General features: G+C 63.2%; 21 protein-coding genes. 13 read left to right on the top strand and 8 right to left on the bottom strand.

Going from position 1 to position 24,497, the window contains the following annotated elements; genetic code table 11:
- Positions 1–310 precede the first annotated feature (310 nt).
- A complete protein-coding gene (locus KFO72_RS20840; protein ID WP_225032908.1) occupies positions 311–2,866 on the top strand; it encodes an adenosylcobalamin-dependent ribonucleoside-diphosphate reductase in 2,556 nt (851 codons plus the stop codon).
- A 97-nt stretch (positions 2,867–2,963) separates the two neighbouring features.
- The gene (locus KFO72_RS20835; protein WP_225032907.1) at positions 2,964–3,485 is read left to right on the top strand and encodes a hypothetical protein; all 522 of its coding nucleotides are present in this window, start codon (positions 2,964–2,966) and stop codon (positions 3,483–3,485) included.
- A 140-nt stretch (positions 3,486–3,625) separates the two neighbouring features.
- Here KFO72_RS20835 and fdhA read toward each other — a convergent pair whose 3' ends face one another.
- Entirely contained in the window at positions 3,626–4,825 is a 1,200-nt protein-coding gene (fdhA, locus tag KFO72_RS20830; RefSeq protein ID WP_225032906.1) for a formaldehyde dehydrogenase, glutathione-independent, read from the bottom strand.
- A gap of 197 nt (positions 4,826–5,022) precedes the next feature.
- Here fdhA and betI point away from each other — a divergent pair, with 197 nt between their 5' ends.
- From betI to KFO72_RS20805, 5 genes are all read left to right on the top strand, one after another.
- Positions 5,023–5,613 (top strand): transcriptional regulator BetI, encoded by a 591-nt coding sequence (betI, locus tag KFO72_RS20825; protein WP_007590103.1) that lies wholly within the window; start codon positions 5,023–5,025, stop codon positions 5,611–5,613.
- Between the two features lie 38 nt (positions 5,614–5,651).
- Entirely contained in the window at positions 5,652–7,121 is a 1,470-nt protein-coding gene (gene betB, locus KFO72_RS20820) for a betaine-aldehyde dehydrogenase (protein ID WP_225032905.1), read from the top strand.
- An 11-nt stretch (positions 7,122–7,132) separates the two neighbouring features.
- The gene (gene betA, locus KFO72_RS20815; RefSeq protein WP_225032904.1) at positions 7,133–8,851 is read left to right on the top strand and encodes a choline dehydrogenase; all 1,719 of its coding nucleotides are present in this window, start codon (positions 7,133–7,135) and stop codon (positions 8,849–8,851) included.
- Positions 8,852–9,027: 176 nt separating this feature from the next.
- Positions 9,028–10,443 carry an MFS transporter gene (locus tag KFO72_RS20810; protein WP_054930711.1) on the top strand — a complete coding sequence of 472 codons (1,416 nt, stop codon included), beginning with the start codon at positions 9,028–9,030 and terminating at the stop codon, positions 10,441–10,443.
- 252 nt (positions 10,444–10,695) lie between these two features.
- Entirely contained in the window at positions 10,696–10,914 is a 219-nt protein-coding gene (locus KFO72_RS20805; RefSeq protein ID WP_054930712.1) for a hypothetical protein, read from the top strand.
- 16 nt (positions 10,915–10,930) lie between these two features.
- Here KFO72_RS20805 and KFO72_RS20800 read toward each other — a convergent pair whose 3' ends face one another.
- The 6 genes from KFO72_RS20800 to KFO72_RS20775 form a co-directional block, all read right to left on the bottom strand.
- Entirely contained in the window at positions 10,931–12,076 is a 1,146-nt protein-coding gene (locus KFO72_RS20800) for a metallophosphoesterase (protein ID WP_225032903.1), read from the bottom strand.
- Between the two features lie 263 nt (positions 12,077–12,339).
- Complete coding sequence (locus tag KFO72_RS20795; protein WP_225032902.1) at positions 12,340–13,683, bottom strand: sigma-54-dependent transcriptional regulator; 1,344 nt, start codon at positions 13,681–13,683, stop codon at positions 12,340–12,342.
- A 638-nt stretch (positions 13,684–14,321) separates the two neighbouring features.
- Positions 14,322–14,621 carry a hypothetical protein gene (locus KFO72_RS20790; RefSeq protein ID WP_225032901.1) on the bottom strand — a complete coding sequence of 100 codons (300 nt, stop codon included), beginning with the start codon at positions 14,619–14,621 and terminating at the stop codon, positions 14,322–14,324.
- 299 nt (positions 14,622–14,920) lie between these two features.
- Positions 14,921–15,244 (bottom strand): hypothetical protein, encoded by a 324-nt coding sequence (locus KFO72_RS20785; RefSeq protein WP_225032900.1) that lies wholly within the window; start codon positions 15,242–15,244, stop codon positions 14,921–14,923.
- A gap of 176 nt (positions 15,245–15,420) precedes the next feature.
- Positions 15,421–17,412 (bottom strand): hypothetical protein, encoded by a 1,992-nt coding sequence (locus KFO72_RS20780; RefSeq protein ID WP_225032899.1) that lies wholly within the window; start codon positions 17,410–17,412, stop codon positions 15,421–15,423.
- Between the two features lie 157 nt (positions 17,413–17,569).
- The gene (locus KFO72_RS20775) at positions 17,570–17,740 is read right to left on the bottom strand and encodes a hypothetical protein (RefSeq protein WP_156516707.1); all 171 of its coding nucleotides are present in this window, start codon (positions 17,738–17,740) and stop codon (positions 17,570–17,572) included.
- On the opposite strand from KFO72_RS20775, the gene KFO72_RS20770 reads away from it, so the two are divergent.
- The 6 genes from KFO72_RS20770 to KFO72_RS20745 all read left to right on the top strand — a co-directional run bounded on the left by KFO72_RS20770 (position 17,739) and on the right by KFO72_RS20745 (position 24,150).
- The gene (locus KFO72_RS20770; protein WP_224102319.1) at positions 17,739–18,596 is read left to right on the top strand and encodes an ABC transporter ATP-binding protein; all 858 of its coding nucleotides are present in this window, start codon (positions 17,739–17,741) and stop codon (positions 18,594–18,596) included. The genes KFO72_RS20775 and KFO72_RS20770 overlap by 2 nt on opposite strands.
- The gene (locus KFO72_RS20765) at positions 18,593–19,411 is read left to right on the top strand and encodes an ABC transporter permease (RefSeq protein ID WP_225032898.1); all 819 of its coding nucleotides are present in this window, start codon (positions 18,593–18,595) and stop codon (positions 19,409–19,411) included. The genes KFO72_RS20770 and KFO72_RS20765 overlap by 4 nt, the downstream gene beginning before the upstream one ends.
- Positions 19,408–20,385, top strand: coding sequence for an ABC transporter substrate-binding protein (locus KFO72_RS20760; protein WP_060607197.1), 978 nt, complete (start codon positions 19,408–19,410; stop codon positions 20,383–20,385). Before KFO72_RS20765 ends, KFO72_RS20760 begins: the two co-directional genes overlap by 4 nt.
- Positions 20,386–20,464: 79 nt before the next feature.
- On the top strand, positions 20,465–21,790 hold the full coding sequence (locus KFO72_RS20755) for an amidase (protein ID WP_225032897.1): 1,326 nt from the start codon (positions 20,465–20,467) through the stop codon (positions 21,788–21,790).
- 70 nt (positions 21,791–21,860) lie between these two features.
- A complete protein-coding gene (locus KFO72_RS20750; protein WP_176055098.1) occupies positions 21,861–22,526 on the top strand; it encodes a GntR family transcriptional regulator in 666 nt (221 codons plus the stop codon).
- Positions 22,527–22,638: 112 nt separating this feature from the next.
- A complete protein-coding gene (locus tag KFO72_RS20745) occupies positions 22,639–24,150 on the top strand; it encodes an amidase (protein ID WP_225032896.1) in 1,512 nt (503 codons plus the stop codon).
- A gap of 2 nt (positions 24,151–24,152) precedes the next feature.
- Here the strand turns inward: KFO72_RS20745 and KFO72_RS20740 are convergent, their stop codons facing one another.
- On the bottom strand, positions 24,153–24,467 hold the full coding sequence (locus KFO72_RS20740; protein WP_082433806.1) for an FmdB family zinc ribbon protein: 315 nt from the start codon (positions 24,465–24,467) through the stop codon (positions 24,153–24,155).
- Positions 24,468–24,497 lie beyond the last annotated feature (30 nt).

Raw genomic sequence — 24,497 nt, 5'->3', positions numbered from 1 at the left:
TTGCGGCGGCAAAGAAAAGTAGGTGCCGCCCCGCACAGGGGCGACGCCTGAAGCGCGCTAACGTAACGCGGATGCCAGCAAAAGCAAAAGCAAATAGGGATCCCAGGCAAAAGCAAATAGGGATCCCAGCGAAAAGCACAAAACACCGACCATCAACAAACACAAGCCCCCCAACCATGAACGCCCACCAAAACCCAAACCCATCGCACATCAAAAACCGATCGTGTGCGGTTTGCACACCCTGGACTAGTGCGTTATGGTGAACCCTCACAGCGACCGGGCGTCGCGCACACTGCCTCCGAGGCTCCTCATGGCTGACACCGACAACGAACCGACGCAACTGCAGCGCCAGCAGCAACTACCCCCTCCCATCGCACCGCAGCAATTCTCCCTCGACGTCCTGCAAGAAAAGTACGCCAAAGGCGACGAACAAACCGCCGACGACGTCTACCGCCGCGTCGCGCGCGGCGTCGCAATGGCCGAGCCCGAACCCCTGCGCCCCGCCATCGAAGCCCGCTTCGTCGAGAACCTGCAAAACGGCGCACTAGGCGCAGGCCGGATCATGAGCGCCGCAGGCTCCGGCATCGCCGCAACGCTGATCAACTGCTTCGTGCAACCCGTCGGCGACAGTATTCAAGGCGTCGACGACCAGGGCTTGCCCGGCATCTACGTCGCGCTGCTGCAAGCAGCAGAAACCATGCGCCGCGGTGGCGGCGTCGGCTACAACTTCTCCGCCATCCGCCCGCACGGCGCGCGCGTCAAGACGACCAGTTCGTCAGCGTCAGGCCCCTGCAGCTATATCGATGTATTCGATGCCTCCTGCCGCACCGTCGAAAGCGCCGGCTCCCGGCGCGGCGCGCAAATGGCCGTGCTCGACTGCACGCACCCCGATCTGCTCGAATTCATCGAGGCCAAACATTCGAAAGGCCGATGGAATAACTTCAATGTCTCCGTCGCCGTCAGCGACGAATTCATGCGCGCCGTCGAAAACGACGAGATGTGGCAACTCGTGCATCACGCAGAACCGACCCCCGCCCTTCGAGCGGCCAACGACATGCACAAGCGCGAAGACGGCATGTGGGTCTACAGCGAACGGCGCGCGAAAGAAATCTTCGATCGCATCATGCGCTCGACCTACGACATCGCCGAGCCAGGTATCGTGTTCATCTCGCGCATGAACGACGACAACAACCTGCGCGCCGTCGAAACGATCCGCGCCACCAACCCTTGCGGCGAGCAGCCGCTGCCGCCTTACGGCTGCTGCAACCTCGGCCCGGTGAACCTGACGCGCTTCGTGATCGATCCGTTCGCGCAGCGGCATGGCGGCACGCCGTCGTTCGACTGGGACGCGCTCGCGCAACGCACACGTACCCACGTACGCTTTCTCGACGACGTGCTCGACGTGACGCTCTGGCCGCTTCCGCAGCAATACGACGAATCGCGCGCCAAGCGCCGCATCGGCGTCGGCTTCACGGGCCTGGGCGACACGCTCGTCATGATGGGACTGCGCTACAACTCGCAGGAAGGCCGTGATTTCGCGGTGCGCATCGCCCGCCTGATGCGCGACGAAGCGTATCGCGCATCCGTCGAACTCGCGCGCGAACGCGGCGCCTTCACGCTCTTCAACGCGAAGCAATATCTGGAAGAAGGCACGTTCGCGTCGCGCCTGCCCGATGACATCAAGAACGCCATCCGCACGCACGGCATTCGCAACAGCCATCTGCTCTCCATTGCGCCGACGGGCACGGTCAGCCTGGCGTTCGCGGACAATGCGTCGAACGGCATCGAGCCAGCGTTCTCGTGGACCTACACGCGCATGAAGGTGATGGCGAACGGCAGCCGCGAGCAGTTCGCCGTCGAAGATCATGCGTACCGTCTTTATCGCGAGCTTGGCGGCGATGTCGCCCATCTGCCGGACTATTTCGTCAGCGCGCTCGAAATGTCGGCGCGCGATCATCTCGACATGATGGCCGCCGTGCAGCCGTATATCGACACGTCCATTTCGAAGACGGTCAACGTGCCCGCCGACTATCCGTTCGACGCTTTCGAAACCCTCTATTTCGACGCATGGAAAAGCGGCCTGAAAGGTCTCGCGACGTACCGGCCGAACGAAACGCTCGGCGCTGTGCTCAGCGTGACGCAGGAACCCGCCGCCACGCCCGACGACGCTCTCGCGGAAATCGATCTCGACCCGCTGCGCGTCGCCATCGACCATCGGCCGAGAGGGGAATTGCCCGCGATCATCGAGAAAGTGGAGTACCTGACGGCAGCCGGCAAGAAGTCGCTGTATCTGGCCGTGTCGTTCATCGAAGTGACGGGACGCGTCGGCGGCGAGGAAGTGACAATCGAACGCCCCATCGAGTTCTTCATTCCCGCCGGTCAGCGCGACGAGTCGCAGCAATGGATCACCGCGACAATGCGTTCGCTGTCGCTCGCCGCGCGCGGCGGTTTCGTCGCGCGCAACTTGCAGGACTTGCGCAAGGTCTCATGGGACCGGGGCCAGGTCAGGCTCGGCGAGGTGCAGCGGATGGACGGGCACCATTCGCCGCGCTGGCACGACTCGGAAGTCGCGGCGCTCGCTTACGCGCTTCAGCAGATACTGCACCGGCGCGGCTTTCTCGATGCGGAAGGCAACCAGGTGCCGTCGCGTCTGCTCGCGCGACTGCCGCTCGGGCAGACCAACCCCAATGCGTCGACGGCAGATCACGCACTCTCCACGATCGAGGATACCGCGGAGCAACACGGCGCTCAGGAATTACGCACGATGTATGGCCGTAAATGCGGCAATTGCGGCGCAAATGCGGTGATTCGCAAAGATGGTTGCGATTTCTGCACGGCGTGTGGAGAAATCGGTGCGTGTGGATAAACGGTGGGATTTTTTACCGGCAATATAAAAAGAACTAAATTGGATTATCCATGCCTTAACCGGTAAGGGTTCTAATGGACCAAGGACGGCCGGTAGTGTGATCAGTTTCGTCGCCGATTCGATAAGGCTCGTGATGCGCCGCAATCCAGCTCGCTGGATTGCCGGTGCATTATTGCTTCTGACTGGCGCGAGTTCATTCGCGAACGATCGCATCCACGTCACATCTGAGCGGCATTCCCCGTTTGTCCTGTTTTACTCGTACCCCGTCATTGCGTCATCGCCCTATGCGCCACAACGCCATGTGCATCGCTACGTGATGAAGAACTCGATGCAGTGGGCCAATTCGGCTTATGGCCTGCCTGACAACGGCGGCATCGCGCCGGGTAAACAGCGGTTCCGCGTTGGGCATACGCCAGGCAACCCGTATCTCGCCCCGCTAGACAGCGTTCAGACTGGCCGGCCTCCGGGCCTGCCGTATGGCTTCGGACTCCCGTCCGACGCTCAAAGCATTCCGCCCGCAGCCGCCAGCGACGACTGGAGCTTCAGGGCAGACCCGCTTCTGAACCTCAATCACGCGCACGAAAGAGGCGCGACATTCTCGATTCGGCACGACTTTTAACGGCTTGCCGCGCAGTCCCATTGCGTCGAAACACAAAAAAATGCTGCGCTCCTCACAAAAGGAGACGCAGCATCGTCCACGACAGGGGACAGAGGAGACTTCGACCTGCTACCTGCTCGATGCGAACCCTCCAGTTCGCATCACGCAGCCTTCAGCAATCCATGCGGATCGAGCACGAACTTGCGCGGCGCGCCGCCATCGAACTGACGATAGCCATCGGGCGCGCTGTCCAGCGAAATAACCGACACATTGACGATATCCGCGATAGGCAGGCGGTCCCACAGAATTGCCTGCATCAGATTGCGGTTGTACTTCATCACGGGCGTCTGTCCCGTATGAAACGAATGCGACTTTGCCCAGCCGAGGCCGAAACGGATCGACAGGCTGCCCTTTCTCGCCGCCGCGTCGGTAGCGCCCGGATCGTCGGTGACGTAGAGGCCGGGAATGCCGATTGCGCCGGCCACCTTCGTGATGTCCATCAGCGAATTGAGCACCGTGGCAGGCGCTTCCTCGCGCGAGCCATGGCTGCCGTGGCCGTGCGCCTCAAAGCCCACGCAGTCCACCGCGCAATCCACTTCCGGCTTGCCGAGGATCTGCGCAATCTGCTCGCCGAGCGTCGCGTCCTTCGACAGATTGACCGTTTCGAAGCCGACGGCACGCGCATGCGCGAGCCGCTCTTCGTTCATGTCGCCGACAATCGTGCACGCGGCGCCCAGCAAACGCGCCGACGCAGCCGCCGCCATGCCGACGGGGCCCGCGCCCGCGATGTACACCGTCGATCCCGGCTTCACGCCTGCCATCACGGCGCCGTGATAGCCCGTCGGCAGAATGTCGGAAAGACAGGTGAGGTCGCGAATCTTTTCCATCGCGCGGTCGCGGTCGGGAAACTTCAGCAGATTGAAGTCCGCATAGGGCACGAGCACGTATTCGGCCTGGCCGCCGATCCAGCCGCCCATGTCCACGTAGCCGTACGCGCCGCCCGCGCGTGAAGGGTTCACGTTCAGGCACACGCCCGTGTGCTGTTCCTTGCAGGTCTGGCAGCGGCCGCATGCAACGTTGAACGGCACCGAGACCAGATCGCCGATCTTCAGCGTTTCGACATCGCGGCCCAGTTCGATCACTTCACCCGTGATTTCATGCCCTAGAACGAGGCCGATTTCAGCCGTCGTGCGGCCGCGCACCATGTGCTGGTCGGAGCCGCAGATATTGGTCGACACCACTTTCAGGATCACGCCATGACCGATCGCGCGTCCACGCGGATCGACCATCTTCGGGTAATCGATCGACTGCACTTCGACCTTGCCCTGCCCCAGATACACGACACCGCGATTGCTGCTCATCGTCTCGTCTCCATGTTTGTCTGAATGCGCAAAAAAGCGCTGAGTCGAGGTTAGTCCCTTTGCCCCGTCGGCCAGTGTTCAAAAACCGACACGTGTTTTCCCCAAACCGACAAAGCCGTTTTGCGCGGTTTTTATTGATTGAACGTTCAATAAAAAACGACTAGAGTGACGGCTTTCGGGAGCATTGCGAGTCATCCATGCCCAAAGTCGGAATGCGCGAAGTGCGTCGCGCGCAACTGATCGACGCCACGCTGCTCACCATCGACCAGTCCGGTCTGTCGGGCACCACGCTCGCGTCCGTCGCACAGCGCGCGAACATTTCGACGGGCATCGTCAGCCATTATTTCGGCGACAAGGACGGCCTGCTCGAAGCGACCATGCGCCACATCCTGCGCGACCTGTGGGCGGCCACGACGCGCCGCCGCATCGCCGCGAAGCCGCAGCCGCGCGCGCGTTTGCGCGCCGTCGTCGCAGCGAATTTCGACGTCTCGCAGGTGAGCGGCCCGGTGATGAAGACCTGGCTCGCGTTCTGGTCCGAAAGCATGCACGAGCCGTCCCTGCGCCGTCTGCAGCGCGTGAACACGCGGCGTCTCTATTCGAACCTGTGCGCGGAGTTCGCGAAGGAACTGCCGCGCGCGTCGGCACGCCGCGCCGCCAGCGGTCTTGCCGCGATGATCGACGGCTTGTGGCTGCGCGGCGCGCTGTCCGGCGATCCATTCGATACCAAAGCCGCGCTGCGCCTCGCGAACGACTACATCGACCTGCTGCTGGCGCAAAGCGGCTCATAACGTCGCGCCACGAACCCCGCATTTCAAGGAGAAAACCGATGCCCGGATACGGCCTGCAACGCCTCTACATCGGCGGCGAATATGTCGACGCCACGAGCGGCGTCAGCTTCGACACCTTCGATCCCGCCACCGGCGAACGGCTCGCAACCGTCCAGCAGGCGAGCGAAGCCGACATCGACCGCGCGGTGCAGTCGGCGCGCGAAGGCCAGCGCGCGTGGGCCGCTATGACGGCCATGCAGCGTTCGCGCATCCTGCGCCGCGCCGTCGAGTTGCTGCGCGAGCGCAACGACGCGCTCGCCGAACTCGAAATGCGCGACACGGGCAAGCCGATTGCCGAAACCCTTGCGGTCGATATCGTCACGGGCGCGGACGTGATCGAGTACTACGCGGGACTCGCCACGGCCATCGAGGGCCAGCAGATTCCGTTGCGCGCCGAGTCGTTCGTCTATACGCGGCGCGAGCCGCTGGGCGTGACAGCGGGCATCGGCGCATGGAACTATCCGATCCAGATCGCGTGCTGGAAATCCGCGCCCGCGCTCGCTGCCGGCAACGCGATGATCTTCAAGCCGAGCGAAGTGACGCCGCTGTCCGCGTCGAAACTCGCGGAAATCTACCTCGAAGCAGGCGTGCCGCCCGGCGTGTTCAACGTCGTGCAGGGCGACGGCCGGGTCGGCGCGATGCTGAGCGCCCATCCGGGCATCGCCAAGATTTCGTTCACGGGCGGCGTCGAGACGGGCAAGAAGGTGATGTCGATGGCGGGCGGCTCGTCGCTGAAGGAAGTGACGATGGAACTCGGCGGCAAGTCGCCGTTGATCGTGTTCGACGACGCGGACCTCGACCGCGCCGCCGACATCGCCGTCACCGCGAACTTCTTCAGCGCGGGACAGGTTTGCACGAACGGCACGCGCGTGTTCGTGCATCAATCGGTGCAACCGGCCTTCGAAGCACGCGTGATCGAGCGCGTGAAGCGCATCCGTATCGGCAAGCCGTCCGACCCGTCGACCAACTTCGGCCCGCTTGCCAGCGCGGCGCAACTGGACAAGGTGCTCGGCTACATCGAAAGCGGAACGACAGAAGGCGCGCGGCTCGTGACAGGCGGCGCGCGCATCACCGACGGCGATTACGCGCGCGGACAGTACGTGCAGCCAACCGTGTTCTCGAACTGCCGCGACGACATGAAGATCGTGCGCGAAGAAATCTTCGGCCCTGTGATGAGCATCCTGAGCTTCGCCGACGAAGACGAAGTGATCGCGCGCGCGAACGACACGATCTACGGCCTCGCTGCCGGCGTCGTGACCGAGAACCTGTCGCGCGCGCATCGGGTGATTCACCGGCTCGAAGCGGGTATCTGCTGGATCAACACATGGGGCGAGTCGCCCGCCGAAATGCCCGTGGGCGGCTACAAGCAATCGGGCGTGGGCCGCGAGAACGGCATCACGACACTCGAGCACTACACGCGCATCAAATCCATCCAGGTCGAACTGGGCAAATATCAGCCCGTGTTTTGAGGGAGCGCAGCATGGCAGCGAAGGAGTACGACTACATCATCATCGGCGCGGGTTCGGCGGGCAACGTGCTCGCGACGCGTCTGACGGAAGACCGCGACGCGACCGTGCTGCTGCTCGAAGCGGGCGGGCCCGACTATCGCTTCGACTTTCGCACGCAGATGCCTGCCGCGCTCGCGTATCCGCTGCAGGGGCGCCGCTACAACTGGGCGTATGAAACGGACCCCGAGCCGTTCATGAACAATCGCCGCATGGAATGCGGGCGCGGCAAGGGGCTCGGCGGCTCGTCGCTGATCAACGGCATGTGCTATATCCGCGGCAACGCGCTCGACTATGACGGCTGGGCCGAACGAAAAGGCCTGGAAAACTGGGCCTATCTGGATTGCCTGCCGTACTTCCGCAAGGCCGAGACGCGCGACATCGGCGCGAACGACTATCACGGCGGCGACGGCCCCGTGCACGTGACGACCAGCAAGCCCGGCGTGAACCCCCTGTTCGAAGCGATGATCGAAGCGGGCGTGCAGGCAGGCTATCCGCGCACCGACGACCTCAACGGCTACCAGCAGGAAGGCTTCGGCCCGATGGACCGCACGGTGACGGCGAACGGCCGCCGCGCGAGCACCGCGCGCGGCTATCTGGATCAGGCGAAGCAGCGGCCCAACCTCACGATCGTCACGCACGCTACCACCGACCGCATTCTCTTCAGCGGCAAGCGCGCGCAAGGCGTGGTGTACCTGGACGGCGACGCGCGCATCACCGTGCACGCGCGCCGCGAAGTGCTGCTGTGCGGCGGCGCGATTGCATCGCCGCAAATCCTGCAACGCTCGGGCGTCGGACCCGGCGCATGGTTGCGCGAGTTCGACATTCCCGTCGTGCTCGACCTGCCCGGTGTCGGCCAGAACCTGCAGGATCATCTCGAGATGTACATGCAGTACGAGTGCAAGGAGCCCGTGTCGCTCTACCCTGCACTGCTGCTGCGCAACCAGCCCGCCATCGGCATCGAATGGATGCTGAAGGGCACGGGCATTGGCGCGAGCAATCACTTCGAGGCAGGCGGGTTCATCCGTACGCGCGACGACGACCCGTGGCCGAACATCCAGTATCACTTCCTGCCTGTCGCGATCAATTACAACGGAACGAATGCGATCAAGATGCACGGCTTTCAGGCGCACGTCGGCTCGATGCGCTCGCCGAGCCGCGGGCGCGTCAAGCTGCGTTCGCGCGACCCGCACGCGCATCCGTCGATCCTCTTCAACTACATGTCCGAAGCGCTCGACTGGCGCGAGTTCCGCGACGCGATCCGCGTGACCCGCGAGATCATCGCGCAGCCGGCGCTCGACCGCTTCCGTGGACGCGAACTGAGCCCCGGCGCCGAGCTGCAGACGGATGCGCAGATCGACGCGTTCGTGCGCGCGCGTGCCGAGACGGCCTATCATCCGTCGTGCTCGTGCGCGATGGGTTATGACGACATGGCTGTCGTCGATGGCGAAGGGCGCGTGCATGGTCTCGAAGGACTGCGCGTGGTCGACGCGTCGATCATGCCGCGCATCACCACAGGCAACCTGAACGCGCCGACCATCATGCTCGCGGAAAAAATCGCGGACCGCATTCGCGGGCGCGATCCGCTCGCGCGCTCCAACGCGCCCTACTATGTGGCGAACGGCGCACCGGCTCGTGGCGGGAAGCATGTTGCGCGCGCACCGGCACCGAGCGTGGCTGCCCATACGCAATGAGCGAACGTGTGCGTCATGACCGATGGCGCACACCGGATGGCGCAGACATACCATCCCAATGCCGAATCTGTTCTATATGACGGATTAATGGCGGCATCTACTGGAAGGAGCCGGCCCGTGAAGCAAGCGCGCTTCGCTGGACCGCCGGCCTCTTCCAACCTCCATCCGGGGATGACATGCCGACCATCGCACGACCCAGCGCCGCCGCGCGTCTAGAACGCCTGCCGTTTTCCGGCTATCACCGCACCATCTTCATCATCATCGCGATTGCGTTCTTCTTCGATTCCGTCGATCTCGGCACGATGACCTTCGTGCTCGGCTCGATCAAGACCGAGTTCGGTTTGTCGAGCGCAGCAGCGGGACTCGTCGCGAGCGCGAGCTTCTTCGGCATGGTGCTCGGCGCGGCCGTCGCAGGACTGTTCGCGGACCGCTTCGGCCGACGCCCGGTCTTTCAGTGGAGCATGGTGCTGTGGGGCGTCGCGTCGTATCTGTGCTCGACGGCGCAAAGCGTCGATGCGCTGATCGTCTACCGGGTGCTGCTCGGCATCGGCATGGGCATGGAGTTCCCGATCGCGCAAACGCTGCTGTCCGAATTCGTGCCGACGGCTTCGCGCGGACGGCTCGTCGCGCTGATGGACGGCTTCTGGCCGCTCGGCTTCATCACGGCGGGCGTCGTGTCGTTCTTCGTGCTGCCGCATTTCGGCTGGCGCACCGTGTTCGCATTGCTTGCGATTCCCGCCGTGTTCGTGCTGATCGTGCGGCGCGTCGTGCCCGAATCGCCGCGCTGGCTCGAACATCGCGGGCGTCTTGCGCAGGCCGATGCCGTACTCGGCCAGATCGAGGCGAAGGTGATGAAGTCCAGCGGACTGCGTTCGCTGCCCGCGCCGTCGATGCTCGCCGATCAGGCCGTGCCCTCGAAGCACGGCGCGTTCCGTGAAATCTGGAGCGCGGCCTATCGTCAGCGCACGATCATGGTATGGGCGCTGTGGTTCTTCGCGCTGCTCGGGTTCTATGGTCTCACCTCGTGGCTAGGTGCATTGATGCAGCAGGCGGGCTTCGCCGTCACGAAATCGGTGTTCTACACCGTGCTCATCTCGCTTGGGGGCGTACCGGGCTTTCTGTGCGCCGCGTGGCTCGTCGAACGATGGGGGCGCAAGCCGACGTGTATCGCGTCGCTGGTCGGCGGCGGGGTGATGGCCTACGCATATGGCCAGACGGCATTGCACGCCGACAGCGTCACGCTGCTGATCTGCACCGGCCTCGCGATGCAGTTCTTCCTGTTCGGCATGTGGGCCGTGCTCTACACGTACACGCCCGAACTCTACGGCACGGGTGCGCGGGCGACGGGGTCCGGCTTTGCTTCGGCGATAGGCCGTATCGGCTCGCTGATCGGCCCCTATGCGGTCGGCGTGGTGTTGCCAATCTTCGGACAAGGGGGTGTGTTCACGCTCGGCGCGCTGTCGTTCGGCGTGGCCGCATTGGCCGTGTGGGCGATGGGTATCGAAACGAAAGGTCTGTCGCTCGAAACGCTGGTCTCGCAGGTCGACGACGAAACGCCTGCCTGGCGCGCCACGGCCGATGACGCACGCTAACGCCGCGCAAGCAGGCGCGTGCTTTCCGGCTGCTGTAACGGGCTTACCCGCGCGTAAGCCTGTTACACGCCCGTCGTCCATTTGTCGCCGCGCCATTCACGCATGGGCTGCAAGCGCGGGACTGGCCGCCGCCTTTCGCGACCGTCAAACACGTAACCGCGTAACGGGATGAAATACACCCGTAGTCAAACTGTCGTGTCCTCCGACTAGCATGTCCGGACTGCTCGCTCACTTGTCCACGGAGGTGTCCTGATGTTGAGCCCTCACGAACTGGCGACGCTCATGCTGTTGAATGGCAATGACCGCCGCATCGAATCGCTCGAGCCCGATGTGCTCGCACTGCGCCACTACGAACTCGTCGAAGTGCACGAACTTCGCGGCGGCATGGCCGCACTGCAGATCAGCGCGCGTGGACGCGATCTGCTCAGACGGCTTGGCATGGATACGGCGCGCCATGCGCCGCCGAATTGAATGACGCTTGTCGTCGCTATCGCCGGCGCGTGGCGACGGTATTCGCGCCCTGCTGCCCCTCGCTCACCATGCTGTGCAGGCTCATCCGCACGGTGATGTGCATGCCGTTCGAGACGAACGGTGTCAACGGTTCGGGCGCGGGCCTGGATTCGGGCGCGAGACGCGGCGCTTCGTTTTGAACGTCGTCATGACGCGCCGCCGTTGCAGCGGGAATCTCCAACGGTGCAGGATGGTCTGCCAGTGCGACGTCGGTCTCGCTCGTGGCCGCTTCAGCCATTGCGGTATCGACCTTCAACTCAGGCGTTTGCGCGCGCGCCGCGCTGTTCGCCATGACCGGCTCGCGCCAGCCTGGCTCGTCCGCAACAGGAGAGCGCGGCGACACGTCGATCCACTGCGGCAGGTCGGCAAGGTCCATGATCGTGAGCTTGCCGCCGTAGACAGCGCCCGTGTCGATGTTGATCACGTTGTCCTTCGCGGTGACGGTGGACACGGGCGTATGGCCGACGATCACGGCCGTCACGTTCTCGATCCGTCCCACGGCATGCGCCTCTCCGCGCACGCTGTGTCGCGCCTTGTCCAGCAGACTGCGCAACGTGTTGCGTGACGGCGAAGGATGCGGTTGATGCGCCTTCCAGCGCGTGCGGGACCAGATCGCCTTGCGGCGCGTCTTGCCGTCCGCCCGTTCTCTTTCGATATCGGCGACCAGCCGGTTCCAGTCGGATACGGGCGAATCCGCGTGCACGATGCCAACCAGCCCGTGCTCAGTTTCGATCTCGATCAGGTACGGCAGCGATGCCATGTACGCGGCGATCGCATGAACCCATTCCCGTTCGTCGGCTCTGTCGAGCAGCCAGTCCGCGCCGTTGCCCAGCAGCGAAAGCGCCTGCTCCTCGCCAGCATGCCAGCGTAGGATCACGTCTTCGTGATTGCCCTTCACCGACTTGATCCTGTAGCGCTCGACGGCCTCCAGCACGCTATCCGATTGCGGCCCGCGATCGACGAGATCGCCGACGGCAAACAGCCGGTCGCGTTGCAGATCGAAATGGCGCGCCTCCAGCTCCGCGCGCAATTGCTCGAAGCAACCGTGCAGATCGCCCACGACGAAGTCGCGTCCCGAGTCGTTACGCGGATAGCGGTGAACGGCGCGATAGGGCTCTTTCATGGGTCAGGGAAGGTTCCGGTAACACAAAAACAACATAGGACGGAATAAAAAAATCCGCAAAAAATGGCAAATAACGTCGAGAAAAATAACCAGGGTAGATACGCGGAAATAGGCGCCGCGACGTTGACGGCAAGCATAGCGCGCAGATATGTGACAAGGTGCTACACAAAAAAGGTTTGTGTAACTGTTCGTGAAGCGCATTGCGGAATGGTCTGTTCGGGCCTGTTCGCGGGCGAGCGTCATTCCAGCGCCCACCCTGCACCCTACGCGGAATCCATCCGCAACTCGCCCGGCGCCGCCACCGACCGCCGGGAGTCCGAGGCCAGCATGCGGGCGAGCAGCACCCTGGAAATGCGCAACTCGGACGCAGCCGCATCGAGCCGGCCCTGATTTCGCGCGATGGCCAGCTCGACCGCCTGCCATTCGGGAATCTGGTCGTTATCGTCGGACGCGCTCAGCATCGGCACGCTCGCGGTCCGATCGAAACCGAGGTCAACGGCCGTGATGAGCGGGCCTTCACTGGCGACGATTGCATGGCGGATCCGGTTGATCATTTCCTGCAGATTGCCGGGCCACGTGTGCGCGTCGAACGCTTCCCACGCGCACACGGAAAAACCTTGCACCCCATGACGGGAATCGGAGCGGAAGCTCTTCAGCAGATGCGTGGCGAGCAAGCGAATATCCGGGCCGCGCTCACGCAGCGGAGGAATCGTGATCGTGTCGGGCGCAAGCCACGACAAAAGACGCGCGTGCAGACGATGTTCGTCTGCAGCGCGCTGCAAGTCGATATAGCTCGAGCAGATGATGCGCACGTTGCGCGCTCCTGAATCGAGCACGTCCGCGAGACGCTGCTGTGCCGACAGCGGCAGTTCGCAGATGCCGTCGATATACAGTGAGCCGCCCTCCGCCATGCCGAGGCGGGAGCGCTGTTTGCCCTCTTCGACTTCGGTCTCCTCGCCGCCCGCTTCCCCGAACAATTCCGCTTCCACGCGTTCCGGTGCGAAGGCCGCGCAATCGATCGACACGAACGGCCCTTCGCGGCGCGACGAACCCAGGTGGATCGACGACGCCGCCAGCGTCTTGCCCGTGCCCGATTCGCCGATGAACGTCACAGGCCGTTCATGTTCCGACGCGCTACGGATTGCCGCACGCACGTCGCCCATCGCCGCGCTTGCGCCGATCAACGCGACGGCTCCCACGTTCGCGCTCGTATGCTCGTTCCCGTCGCCAGCGGACATCTCATACGCACGATCCAGTTCCTGAGCGACCATCTCCGCCGCCGCGGGCAAGCGGATATAACTCACACACCGCGTGCGGACGATCCGGCCAATTTCCGGATCATCGAGATGTGCATGGGTGACGACAGCCACCCAACTGATGGCTGCGCTGGTTCGCGTGAGTTCGTCGACTTCATTCAGATCACCGGGGATGCTCAACGAGGGAAATTCGATCAAACCCGCGGCGCGATCATTGGCGAGCAATGCGGCGCCTTGCCGTTCACGAATATCGATGCAACGAATTCGCCATTGCAGCGACGGAAGATTGCCGTCCAGACATGCGCGCTCGGGATTGCATACGTGATAGAGCCGTTTCAGGTTCAGATTCATGATGTGATCGGTTGACCCGCCTCGAATAGATCGAACAAGTACCGACTGCTCCACGCCCCCGCAAATACGGCCGCGATCGGTTACTCAAAAAGTAATTGAATCTTGACCCCCTCAATATGGCGGGTTGTTACGGTTTGAAAACATCTGCGTGAGCTCGCGGGCAAGCGAATGCGTACGCGCGACGGCGGCAGTCATCGCGCGCGCCGCTCCGTGGATCGCCTGGGAGGAGTGAACACCCGGTACGTGTTCGTGGTTCGCCGTTACGTGAGTAACGATCCTTTACATTCGGCGCACGCGACTGTGGCGGCCCGAACACACCGGTAATTAATGGCGTTTTGAATGCCGAACTTGTTCCCTGGTGGCATTCTGAATAATGACAAAAATACCGCGTCTCAGGGAATCAAAGCCGGAAGAACCGGTAATGCTGAAATAAATATTGCAGACTCGCGACATGCTTACCGGCGCTGTCGCAAAACGAGGACGGCATCATAAAGCGCAATTCTTAAGGGACGCTGATGCGAACCATCTCGGCGCGCCGACGAGAAAGAAAAGAGTCAAGCTTGCTACACAGACATATGTGTTGGGCTATCGGTTGCACCCGATCGCACTGCGCGATCGGGTGGACACGCGTCGAAAAGTCAATGCACGGTGTGGATGCTGCTGATGGCCCCATCGTTGTCCTCATCGGACGAGGCTTGCTCCAGGATCGCGCACCGGAAATCCGATTTGACGCGAAGGATCGCTGATTCGATACGTGCATCGCCGCGATGGCCGATCAGGCGAGTATTGATTGCCTCCTCGACGGCGAGAATCGCCTGCTCGATGCTCTCGGGATCATCGCTATCGAATCCGATCTCAACCTCCACGCTCTCCAGCAGGTTCAACGCTGTTGCAATGTCCTCGGAAGCGACGAATAGTGTCTCGGCGTTGTCTCTCATCTTCCCTCCCCGTTGAGTTGTCCTGCGTCTTCAGACTGGTGCGAGTTCCATGCCCATCGTTACACATCGGGCGCAAACTTGCCGGGCGACGAAAAGCGTGTTGGGTTCGAAACAACGGATGGCTTGCTGTCCGTGGAGAAGCGAATAGAATCGAAGGTTCCAGCAGGCACACGCGCGGACCGATGCGCAGCCACCGACTATCAGTGTGAGTTCGATCGATCGCCCCGATCGGCATGTGAAAAACGAAAAAACCCGCCGACCTCACCAACCCCGCATTCCGGATCCGCTGCGTAGGCGTTTTACCCTTCACGTCCCGCGTACGCATGAAGAGTCGATCGATTTTCCATTTTGCCCGATGCGATGAAGTCAGTTGACTGGAGCGCAACTGTGTCTGAACCGCCGATCGACCGCTTGCTGCTGGCGCGCGCCACGATGCGCGTCAGAAACGTGTAGAAGAGTTCGAGCTGTCTTGCGTCGGAAGCGCGTGGTTCGAGGTCGAACACATCTTCGAGCACGCGGCGCGACAAGTAGAAACGTTGAAGCCCGTGGACCACCCTGACCTGAAAGACGATGCCATCACTGTTGTGCGGCACCCCCGCCCAAATGAGCACATGGTTACTCATGGAGCCCCCGGTTCATCGTTGTGCGTTTCAAAAGCTGTTGATTGATGGTCGCACACTGAACGGCAGCCGAATATCTTTCAAATCTGTTTCACGCAGAGATTTGGCATTTTTACAACGGCCACATATTTCGACGCGGCAAAAAATAGCCAGACGATCTGCAATTCATCCCCCCCGGCTCAATTCAGTTTCACCCAACCCGCTGCGCCCGTACCGCGATAGATGTACATGCCCGCCCCCGTTCCCCCGCCCTGCACCACTGCACCGGCGTACGAGGGCGTACCCGCGAAGTTGACGATATCGTTGTTCTGCGGGGTCAGCACAGCGCCGCTCGCGGTGATCGCCGCAAGGTCCGACTTCGTGATGCGCACGGTACCCGACACGACCGTGACCGCTTGCGCACCCGCGCCACTGACCGTCGTGCCGAACAGTGACAGGGTCGTCGCCCCCGCTACGTTTCGAACCAGATTCGCGCCTGTGCTCAGCATGCCGCCGACATAGAAAACGTTCGCGGTGAACGCACCGTTCATAAAAACCGGATGCGTCTGGTTCAGAATCTTGCAATCGCGCCACGCCAGCGTCACGCCGGCAGCCGATGCGTTATTGATCTGCACGCCCGCCTTGACGCCGTTGAAATAGCCATCGGAGACCACGCCGTAACCCACGTACGCCGTATTGGCGACCAGACAGATGCCTTGACCATCGGCGCCGCCATTCGGGCCGGTGATGTTGTTGCCGCGCGACCGGAAGTTGTTTACGCCACCCGCCAGAAGGAACCACGATTGCGGTATCTGATAACCCTGTGCGGTCACGATCCCGTCCAGCGTGAGGTCGTCGATCACCGCCGCATTTCCGGCGCTGTACTGGTTGATAAAGCACGCCGCCGTAGGGGCGGTCGCGCCGCTCGAATTGATGGTGAGCCCGTCGATGATCAGTTGGCGGGCAACCGTCTTATTGCCGAACTGGATAAACGCCTGGTTCGACGTCAGGTTCGACGGGGTCCATTCACAGTCTTTGAACTTCAAGCCATCCAGGTTGAACGTGTTGTACGGCACCTGTATCGACACGGCGATATGGCCATTGGCGCCGACCGACGCATCGCAGTGCACCTGTTCGACAACGACGTTGCGCACTGTCAGCGTGTTCTGGCCATCGGCAGGAGACCCGCTCGGCGTCTTCTGCACGACCATCATGCTGCAGTTCGAGTTCGTCATCGCGTAATAGCCACGCGTGATCCTGACGTTCTCGACCAGGCCGACGCCGGAATACTCGGAACCGTTCACCTGGTCGAAGTCGCCTGTGATTGCGATTCCCGGCGACGCCGGTGCGGCCGGCGCAGTATTCATATTGACCTCCCAGCCGTCCACCGACACATTCCTGACATTGCCGGTGCCCGTGCCGTTACCCGTCGTCCGCGTGCCCGGAAGAAACACCACGAGACTCGAAGTCCGGGTCTGGCCTGCGAGGCCGGTACAGCCGTAATACGCGCAGTCGTTGATCCGTACGTCCACAATGTCGCCGACTGTCGGACCGCTGCGGTGCCAGTCCCACGCGTTCAGCGCAATAAACGCGTCATTCGAGAACCCACTGCAACGATCCACGACAATGTGCTTCGACGGCCCGTTGATATGAATGAAGTCACGCGCCACATTCGGATTCATGTCGTGGAAATATGCGTCCGTACCGATGTACTGACAGAAGAAGCCATTCGTATTAAATGGATTTGCAATCGCGCACTCGAAGTTCTTCACGTTGATCATCGAGATTTCGCCCTGAATACCATAGAGAAAGGTATTGGCCGTAATCGCGCTGACTGCCTGTGTAAGACTCGTCTGGCTCGCTGCGTTACCGTCGATCGTGCCTTGACCGAAAAACCCGATATTGCTGTCACCAACGGGTGGACTCTGAAGCGCCCCCTTGTTGATGAACATGCACAGGTTGTAGTTGGCGGGCTTGCGGTGCGTCACGCCATAGCCCAGCAGGAATGACGTGTTGGTCGGCATGACCACCTGATTGCAATAGTAGACACCGGGGCTATTCACCTGGACCTGCACGTAGGTGAGCGTACCGACATTATTCAGTGCGTTCTGAATTACGGTCGCGTTTGCGGCGGCCTTCGTGGAATCGTTATAAATAATCGATGCACTCACATCGATGATTACCGAAGCCATGATGTCTCCCTACGCGATTTTCAGCAGTGAAAGCGCGGAGGGCCGGCGCATTCCTCGTCACGCCATAGGTGCGATAGCGTATTCGCTAGCGCTATAAACATAGGCGATATGTAATGCATCAGCAACCGGGAGGCTCGCGTTCACTGGTTCGCTTCGATCACCCCGCTTGCACCCTCTCGGTCTTCATCCCCATGCCCGCACCATCTTCGGGCGCGGAAATCCCCAATTGCGCGCCGAATTTTTTTCCAGTTGCGCCGCGTTTTTTTGATTGTGCATTATGCGTTGTGCACAGCACAAACGCACACCACGTACCGATGGGGATGTCCATGAGTCTCTCTGCCTTTGCCACTGCGCCAGCAGCGGGTGCAATCGATACGACGCGCGCGTCGGGCACGGACCGCCTGAAGGTCCAACAACTCAGTCATGCATTTCGGAGCGCCGATGGCGTCGACGTGCCGATCTTCGAGCGCCTCGACTTCAGCGTGAAGAGCGGCGAGATCGTGTCGATCGTCGGTCGCAGCGGCGCTGGCAAGAGCACGCTATTCAATCTCGTTTCGGGGCTGATCCAGCCGCAATCGGGCCATGTCAGCGTGGGTGCGCGTGAAGACGGCAGCGCGGGCCGCATCGCCTACATGCTGCAAAAGGATCTGCTGATGCCGTGGCGCACGGTATTGCAGAACGCGGTGCTCGGTATCGAGCTGTATCGCAAGGTCAAAGCGGCTGATTACGAACGCGCACGCCAGATGCTGTCGCGTTATGGCCTGGGAGCCGTGGCCGACGCTTATCCGCACTCGCTTTCCGGCGGCATGCGCCAGCGCGTGGCGCTGACGCGCACGCTGCTCGTCGATCCCACACTGGTGCTGCTCGACGAGCCGTTTTCAGCGCTCGACTATGAAACACGGCTCGCACTCGAAGACGATGTGATGGCGCTGCGCGAGCAAAGCGGCACGAGCGTCGTGCTCGTCACGCACGATATCGAGGAGGCAATCGCGGTAAGCGACCGTGTGATCCTGCTGGGCGGCCGCCCCGCGCGCATCGAAGACGATATCGACGTGCGCCTCACCACGCACGGCCCGCGCACCGCCGTATCGGCGCGCGAAGCGCCCGAATTCCGCACCTTCCATTCGCGCGTCTGGAACGGACTGCGCAGCCATACCATCCAGCATGCGGGAGCCACGGCATGAGCGACGTAGCAATGTCATCCGACGCGCCGGTGCGCCGGCGCACGAAGCGAGGCCACGCGGCAAAGCTCGGCACCACGGGCGCTGTTGCCCTCATCGTCGTCGCGCTCATCGCGCTGTGGCAGGTGGCCGTCTCGGCTGGCTGGATCAACGGCAAACTGCTGGGCTCGCCTGCCGGTATCTGGCTGGCGGCGCAGCAAGGTCTCAACGGCGGCACGCTGGTCAGCGACACGCTCGTCACGCTCTACGAAACCGTGCTCGGCCTGGTGCTGGGCAGCGGGCTCGGCATCGGGCTCGGTTTGCTGCTGTGGTTCGTGCCGCGTGTTTCGGGCGTTGCCGAAGGCCTGTCGGTCATTCTGAACAGCATCCCGAAGATCGCGCTCGGACCGCTCATCGTCATCTGGTTCGGCTCGGACATGACGTCGAAAGTGTGGCTCGCCGGCATTTCCACCTTCGCGGTGGCAATGATCTCTTCCTGTGCCGCCGCGCGCGAAGTCGACAAGGACCTGCTCAACCTGTTCCGCTCGTTCAACGCGAAGCCTTGGATGATCTTCACCAAGCTCATTTTGCCGGGCGCGATGCCGTGGGTGTTTTCCACGCTGCGCGTGAACATCGGCTTCGCCCTGATCGGCGCGGTGGTGGGCGAGTACATCGCTTCGCAGGCGGGGTTGGGACACGAAGTGTTCGTCGCGGGATCGCTGTTCGATCTGAACACCGTGTGGCTCGGCATCATCGTGCTCACGCTGATGGCGACGCTGTTGAGCTGGATCGTTCAATTCACGGAAGCAAAGGTCATTTCATGGAAGGCAAAACGATGAAACGGATGAACGCACGCATGGGCGCGATCGCGGCGGCTGCCGCGATAACGGGGTTCGCGGCGCAATTGCCCGCGCAGGCGGCCGAGCCGGTGACGGTGTATCAGGCATTCCAGTCGATCCAGTATCTGCCGCTCTACGTGGCAATCGACAAAGGCATCTTCGCGAAGAACGGGCTCGACGTGACGAAGGTCACGGCAGGCAGCGGTGCGGCGGGCGTGGCTGCCGTGATCGGCGGCCATGCGGACTTTTCGCTGCAGGACCCGATGACGGCCGTGCTCGCGAATCTCAAGGGCGCGAGCGTGATCAGCGTGGCGAACGTGGTGGCAGGCGTGCCCGTGTGGGTGATCGCGCCGCCCGATGCCGGCGTGCATCAGCCCGGCGACATGTCGAGCAAGAGCGTAGCCGTCGCGCTGCCGCCCTCCACCAGCACTTACCTGCTGCAACGTCTGATCAAGGATCAGAAGATCGAGAAGGTCTCGCTCAATACCGTGCAGCTCGGCACGGAGCTCGCGCCCGTCAGCGCGGGCCGCAGCCAGGCGGCGGCCGTTTACGAACCGCAGGCCGACACCGGCATCGCGCAAGGCTACAAGATCGTCTACGGCTTTCCGAAGGCCTATCCCGGCGGCTACGCATTCTCGACCATCGACACGCTCGCCTCGACCATCAAGGACAAGCCGAAGATGGTGGCAGCGTTCGTGAAGTCGATCGCCGAGGCCGAGGCGCTCATCCATCAGTCGCCGCAGACGGCCAAGGATGTCGCGAAGAGCGAATTCCCGTCGCTCGACCCGAAGATCGTGGAAGCGGCCGTCGGACGGTTGATCGACCAGAACATCTACGCGCCGACGCCCGATATCTCCGAACAGGCTTTCCGCAACGCGCTGGATTTGCAGGAATCGATCGGCAATATCAAGCCGGGCGCCGCAACCTATGCGGGATCGGTCGACAATTCGTTTGCGGCTTCGCTGGGAAAATAAGGCATCCGCCGTCATTGCCGGCAATCGACCCACGCGTTCGCGTGCCCCCGTGCGCGAACGCTTCGAATGGAAGTGCGACATGACCGAAGCCTCGCCGTCGTTCGTGACGGAACTGATCGCGCAACGCGGCAATGCCGCCGCGAGCCGCGCCCGCCTCGACGCGGCCATCGCGCGCGCCGACGCGCTCGAAGCCACGCTGCATGCCTTCACGTACCGGCCCGAAGCGTATGTCGAGCCGGATGCGTGCGCGCCGCTCGCGGGTTTGCCCGTTGGCGTGAAGGATCTGATCGACACCATCGACATGCCGACCGCGTACGGCTCGCCGATCTATCGCGACCATCGTCCGCAGGCGGACGCCGCGATCGTGACGAAGCTGCGCCAATATGGCGCGCTCGTATTCGGCAAGACCGTGACCACGGAATTCGCGTGGCGCCAGCCCGGCCCGACCGTCAACCCATGGGGCCATACGCACACGCCGGGCGGCTCGTCGAGCGGCTCTGCTGCGGCCGTGGGCGCCGGCATCGTGCCGCTCGCGCTCGGCACGCAAACGGTCGGCTCGGTGATACGTCCTGCCGCGTATTGCGGCGTGGTCGGCTACAAGCCGAGCTATGGCAGCATCCCGCGCGATGGCGTGCATCCCCTCGCCGCGTCGCTCGATCACATTGGATTTTTCGCCCAATCGGTGGAAACGGCCGCGCTCGCGCATGCGCTGTTCGTGGCGGGACGCCCGGAGGCGATCGACAGCGCGGAGAGCTGGCAGGCGTGGTTCGCGCCGCTCGCCTCGCCGCCGCGTCTGGGCGTGGTGCGCACGCCTTTCGATGCGCGCCTGCAGGACGCGCAGCAGGCCAATTTCGAAGCATCGCTTGCGCAGTTGCGCGCAGCAGGCGCCGAGGTGGTCGAAATCGGATTCGGCGCGGATCTCGCGCAGATCGTCGATGCGCTGCAGGTGATCCTGCGCGTGGAGGCGTGGCACGCAATCGGCCCGGTGTCGGAGTATCACCGCGCGCAACTCAGCCAGCACATGCAGGCGCTCATCGACGAAGGCGCAGCGATGCCCGCCGCACGCTACCGCGAGGCACTGGCGTTGCAGTCCGCACTGCGCGCGGAATCGGCGGCGCTGCTGGCGGGCTGCGACGCGCTCGTGAGCGTACCGGCGCCGGGCGCAGCCCCCGAAGGTCTCGACGATACGGGCGACCCTGTGTTCTGCGCGCCGTGGAGCGTGCTCGGTGTTCCTGCCGTGACGGTGCCGTCGGGCTGGACAGCGCGGGGCTTGCCGCTGGGTTTGCAGATCGTCGGCGCATTCGGCGAGGATCTGGCGGTACTGCGCACGGCGGCGTGGGTCGAAGCCGCGATCGGTGCGAGGCGTGACCTCCCGCTCGATGCACGCCACGGATCTGCCGCCTGACCATTCTCGCCAACGCGAAAACACGGGCACGGACGGACGCCCATAGATCAGGCCACCAACAGGAGACGCCATGGGCAAGCCATATCGCACGATTCAGGAATACGTACTGGGGACGCTGCGCGTGGAGATCCTGCAAGGCGTCTACCCGGCGGGCACACGGCTGCGCCAGGAGGAAGTCGCGAAGCGTCTCGGCGTGAGCACGACGCCGGTCCGCGAGGCGTTTCGCGATCTGCGCGCGGAGGGGCTCGTCGCGATCGATCCCAACAAGGGCGTCGAAGTGCGCGGCCTGACGGCTGACGACGTCAGCGAAATATACGAGTTGCGAATGATGCTCGAGCCGATGCTCGCGGCACGGGCATGTCTGAACGCGAGCGCTGAGCAGCTCGACACCGCGAACGCATGTCACGAAGCGATGAGTGCGGTCGCACCGACTTCCGAGCAATGGACCCTGCTCAACGAGGAGTTTCATCAGGCACTGATGCACAGCGAAGCCAGCACGCGGCTGTTCGAGGTCGTGCGCGGGCTGTCACTGCTCGCAAGACCCTATGTCTCGCTGTCCATGTATGTGCAGCCCGATATCATGGCAAGCAACAACGAAGAGCATGCGCAACTGCTCGCCGCCTGGCGTGCGCGCGACGCGGACGCGGTGCGCGAGCAGACGCGCGTGCATCTGCTCAATACGCGCGATGCCATTGTCGCGTGCGTCGATCAGTCGGCGCGCCCGCTGGCAGCGTGATTCACTGCGTGACTTGCCAGCAGTAGCAGTGTCAGGATTCGCATCGCTTTTCGCATCACGAGCCGCTGTCCTATCCAACCGCCCGGTCTCTCGCATCTCACTCACGATCCGCATGTCCGAAACCCTGCTGGAACTGTCCGCCGTCGAGGCACGGCGCCTGATCGGCGCAGGCGAGCTTTCGCCCGTCGATCTGCTCGACGCGTGTCTCGCGCGCATCGAAGCCATCGAGCCGTCCGTCAATGCGCTCGCCGCCACCGCGTTCGAACGGGCACGCCATGAAGCGCGGCGCGCCCAGGAAGCCATCGCGCGCCGCGAACCGCTCGGCCTGTTGCACGGCCTGCCCATCGGCGTGAAGGATCTCGAAGAGACAGCCGGCCTGTTGACCACCTACGGCTCGCCGCTCTATCGCGAGCACGTGCCCGTCGCGGACAACGCTTTCGTTGCACGTCTGCGTGCGGCTGGCGCGATCGTCGCCGCGAAAACGAACACGCCTGAAATGGGTGCGGGCGCCAACACACGCAACGCGGTGTGGGGCGCGACGGGCAACCCGTTCGATCCGCGCCTGAACGCGGGCGGCTCGTCCGGCGGCTCGGCGGTCGCGCTCGCGACGGGCATGTTGCCGCTCGCCACGGGGTCGGACCTCGGCGGTTCACTGCGCATTCCCGCGGCGCTGTGCGGCGTGGTGGGTTTCCGCGCGTCGCCGGGCCTCGTGCCGTCGGCGCATCGGCTGCTGGGATGGGCGCCGAACTGGGTCAGTGGACCGATGGGCCGCTGCGTCGCCGACGTGCGTCTGCAACTGGCCGCCGTCGCGGGACAGGATGCCGCCGATCCGCTCGGCTATCCCGCGCAGTTCGATCCGCACGCCAGCGCGCGCCTCGACCCCGCCGCGCTGCGCATCGGCTATACGGAAGATTTTGGCGTCTGTGCGGTCGATGCCTCGATTCGCGCGACGTTTCGCGCAAAGCTCGCACGTATCGCCACGCAGGTGCGGGTGTGCGAACCCATCGAGCCAACCGCACTCGACATGGCCGACGCGCATCGCGTGTTCGACGTGGTGCGTGCGCAGGAATTCGTTGCAAGCCTGCGCGAGACCTACGAGCGCGATCCCGCTCTGCTCGGGCCGAACACGCGTGCGAACTACGAGATGGGCAGTGCACTCACGCTCGCCGACGTGACACGCGCCGACACGCAACGCACCACACTGTACCGGCGCTTCCAGACCCTGTTCGGGCGCTACGACGCGATCGTTTCACCCGTGTCGCCCGTCACGCCGTTCGCGTGGACCACGCCGCATTGCGCGCAGATCGACGGCGTGGCGCTGGAAAACTACTATCGCTGGGTGGCACTGACCTACGTGGTTACGCTCCTCACCAATCCGTCGATGTCATTGCCCTGCGGCGTCGATCACATGGGCATGCCATTCGGCCTTCAGATCATCGGACCGATGCGCAGCGAAGGGCGCCTGCTCGATGTTGCGCAGGCGCTCGAGGCCGCGTTCGCCCGCGATGAGGCGCTCGCGCGGCCCGTGCCCGATCTGCGGAAGCTGCGCGCCATGCACGGCGACGTGCAGGCAGACCTTCGTGCCATCGTTACGCATCCGCCGGGTTCTGCTTTTGTGAAATAGGATCAGTGGCTGATCATCCACGGCCGGCCGCCACCGTTGCTCTTTAATCCCGTTGGCGCTGCACCCGCCAGCCTCGGTTTCGTGCTGCTGCCACACCCGCAACCCGGGCCGTGACGATGCGGTGCATTCGCAGCACGCTCGTTGACCTGGTGCGCCGCGCGTTGCGTGGACGCCATCAGCGACAATGCGGGCAAGCTCAGTGTCCGCTGCGCGAGCTTGCCGCATGACGGACAAGGCGACGCGCAATCGCGCTCGGAGATGCGGCGCAGCACGGCGAAAGGGCCGCACGTGTCGCAACGATAATCGTAGGTCGGCATAGCCTGCTCCATCATGAATCGCCCGCCGCA

The sequence above is a fragment of the Paraburkholderia sp. XV genome (assembly GCF_020177535.1).
Taxonomy (GTDB): domain Bacteria; phylum Pseudomonadota; class Gammaproteobacteria; order Burkholderiales; family Burkholderiaceae; genus Paraburkholderia; species Paraburkholderia caribensis.
This window is presented reverse-complemented; position numbering and strand designations above follow the sequence as displayed.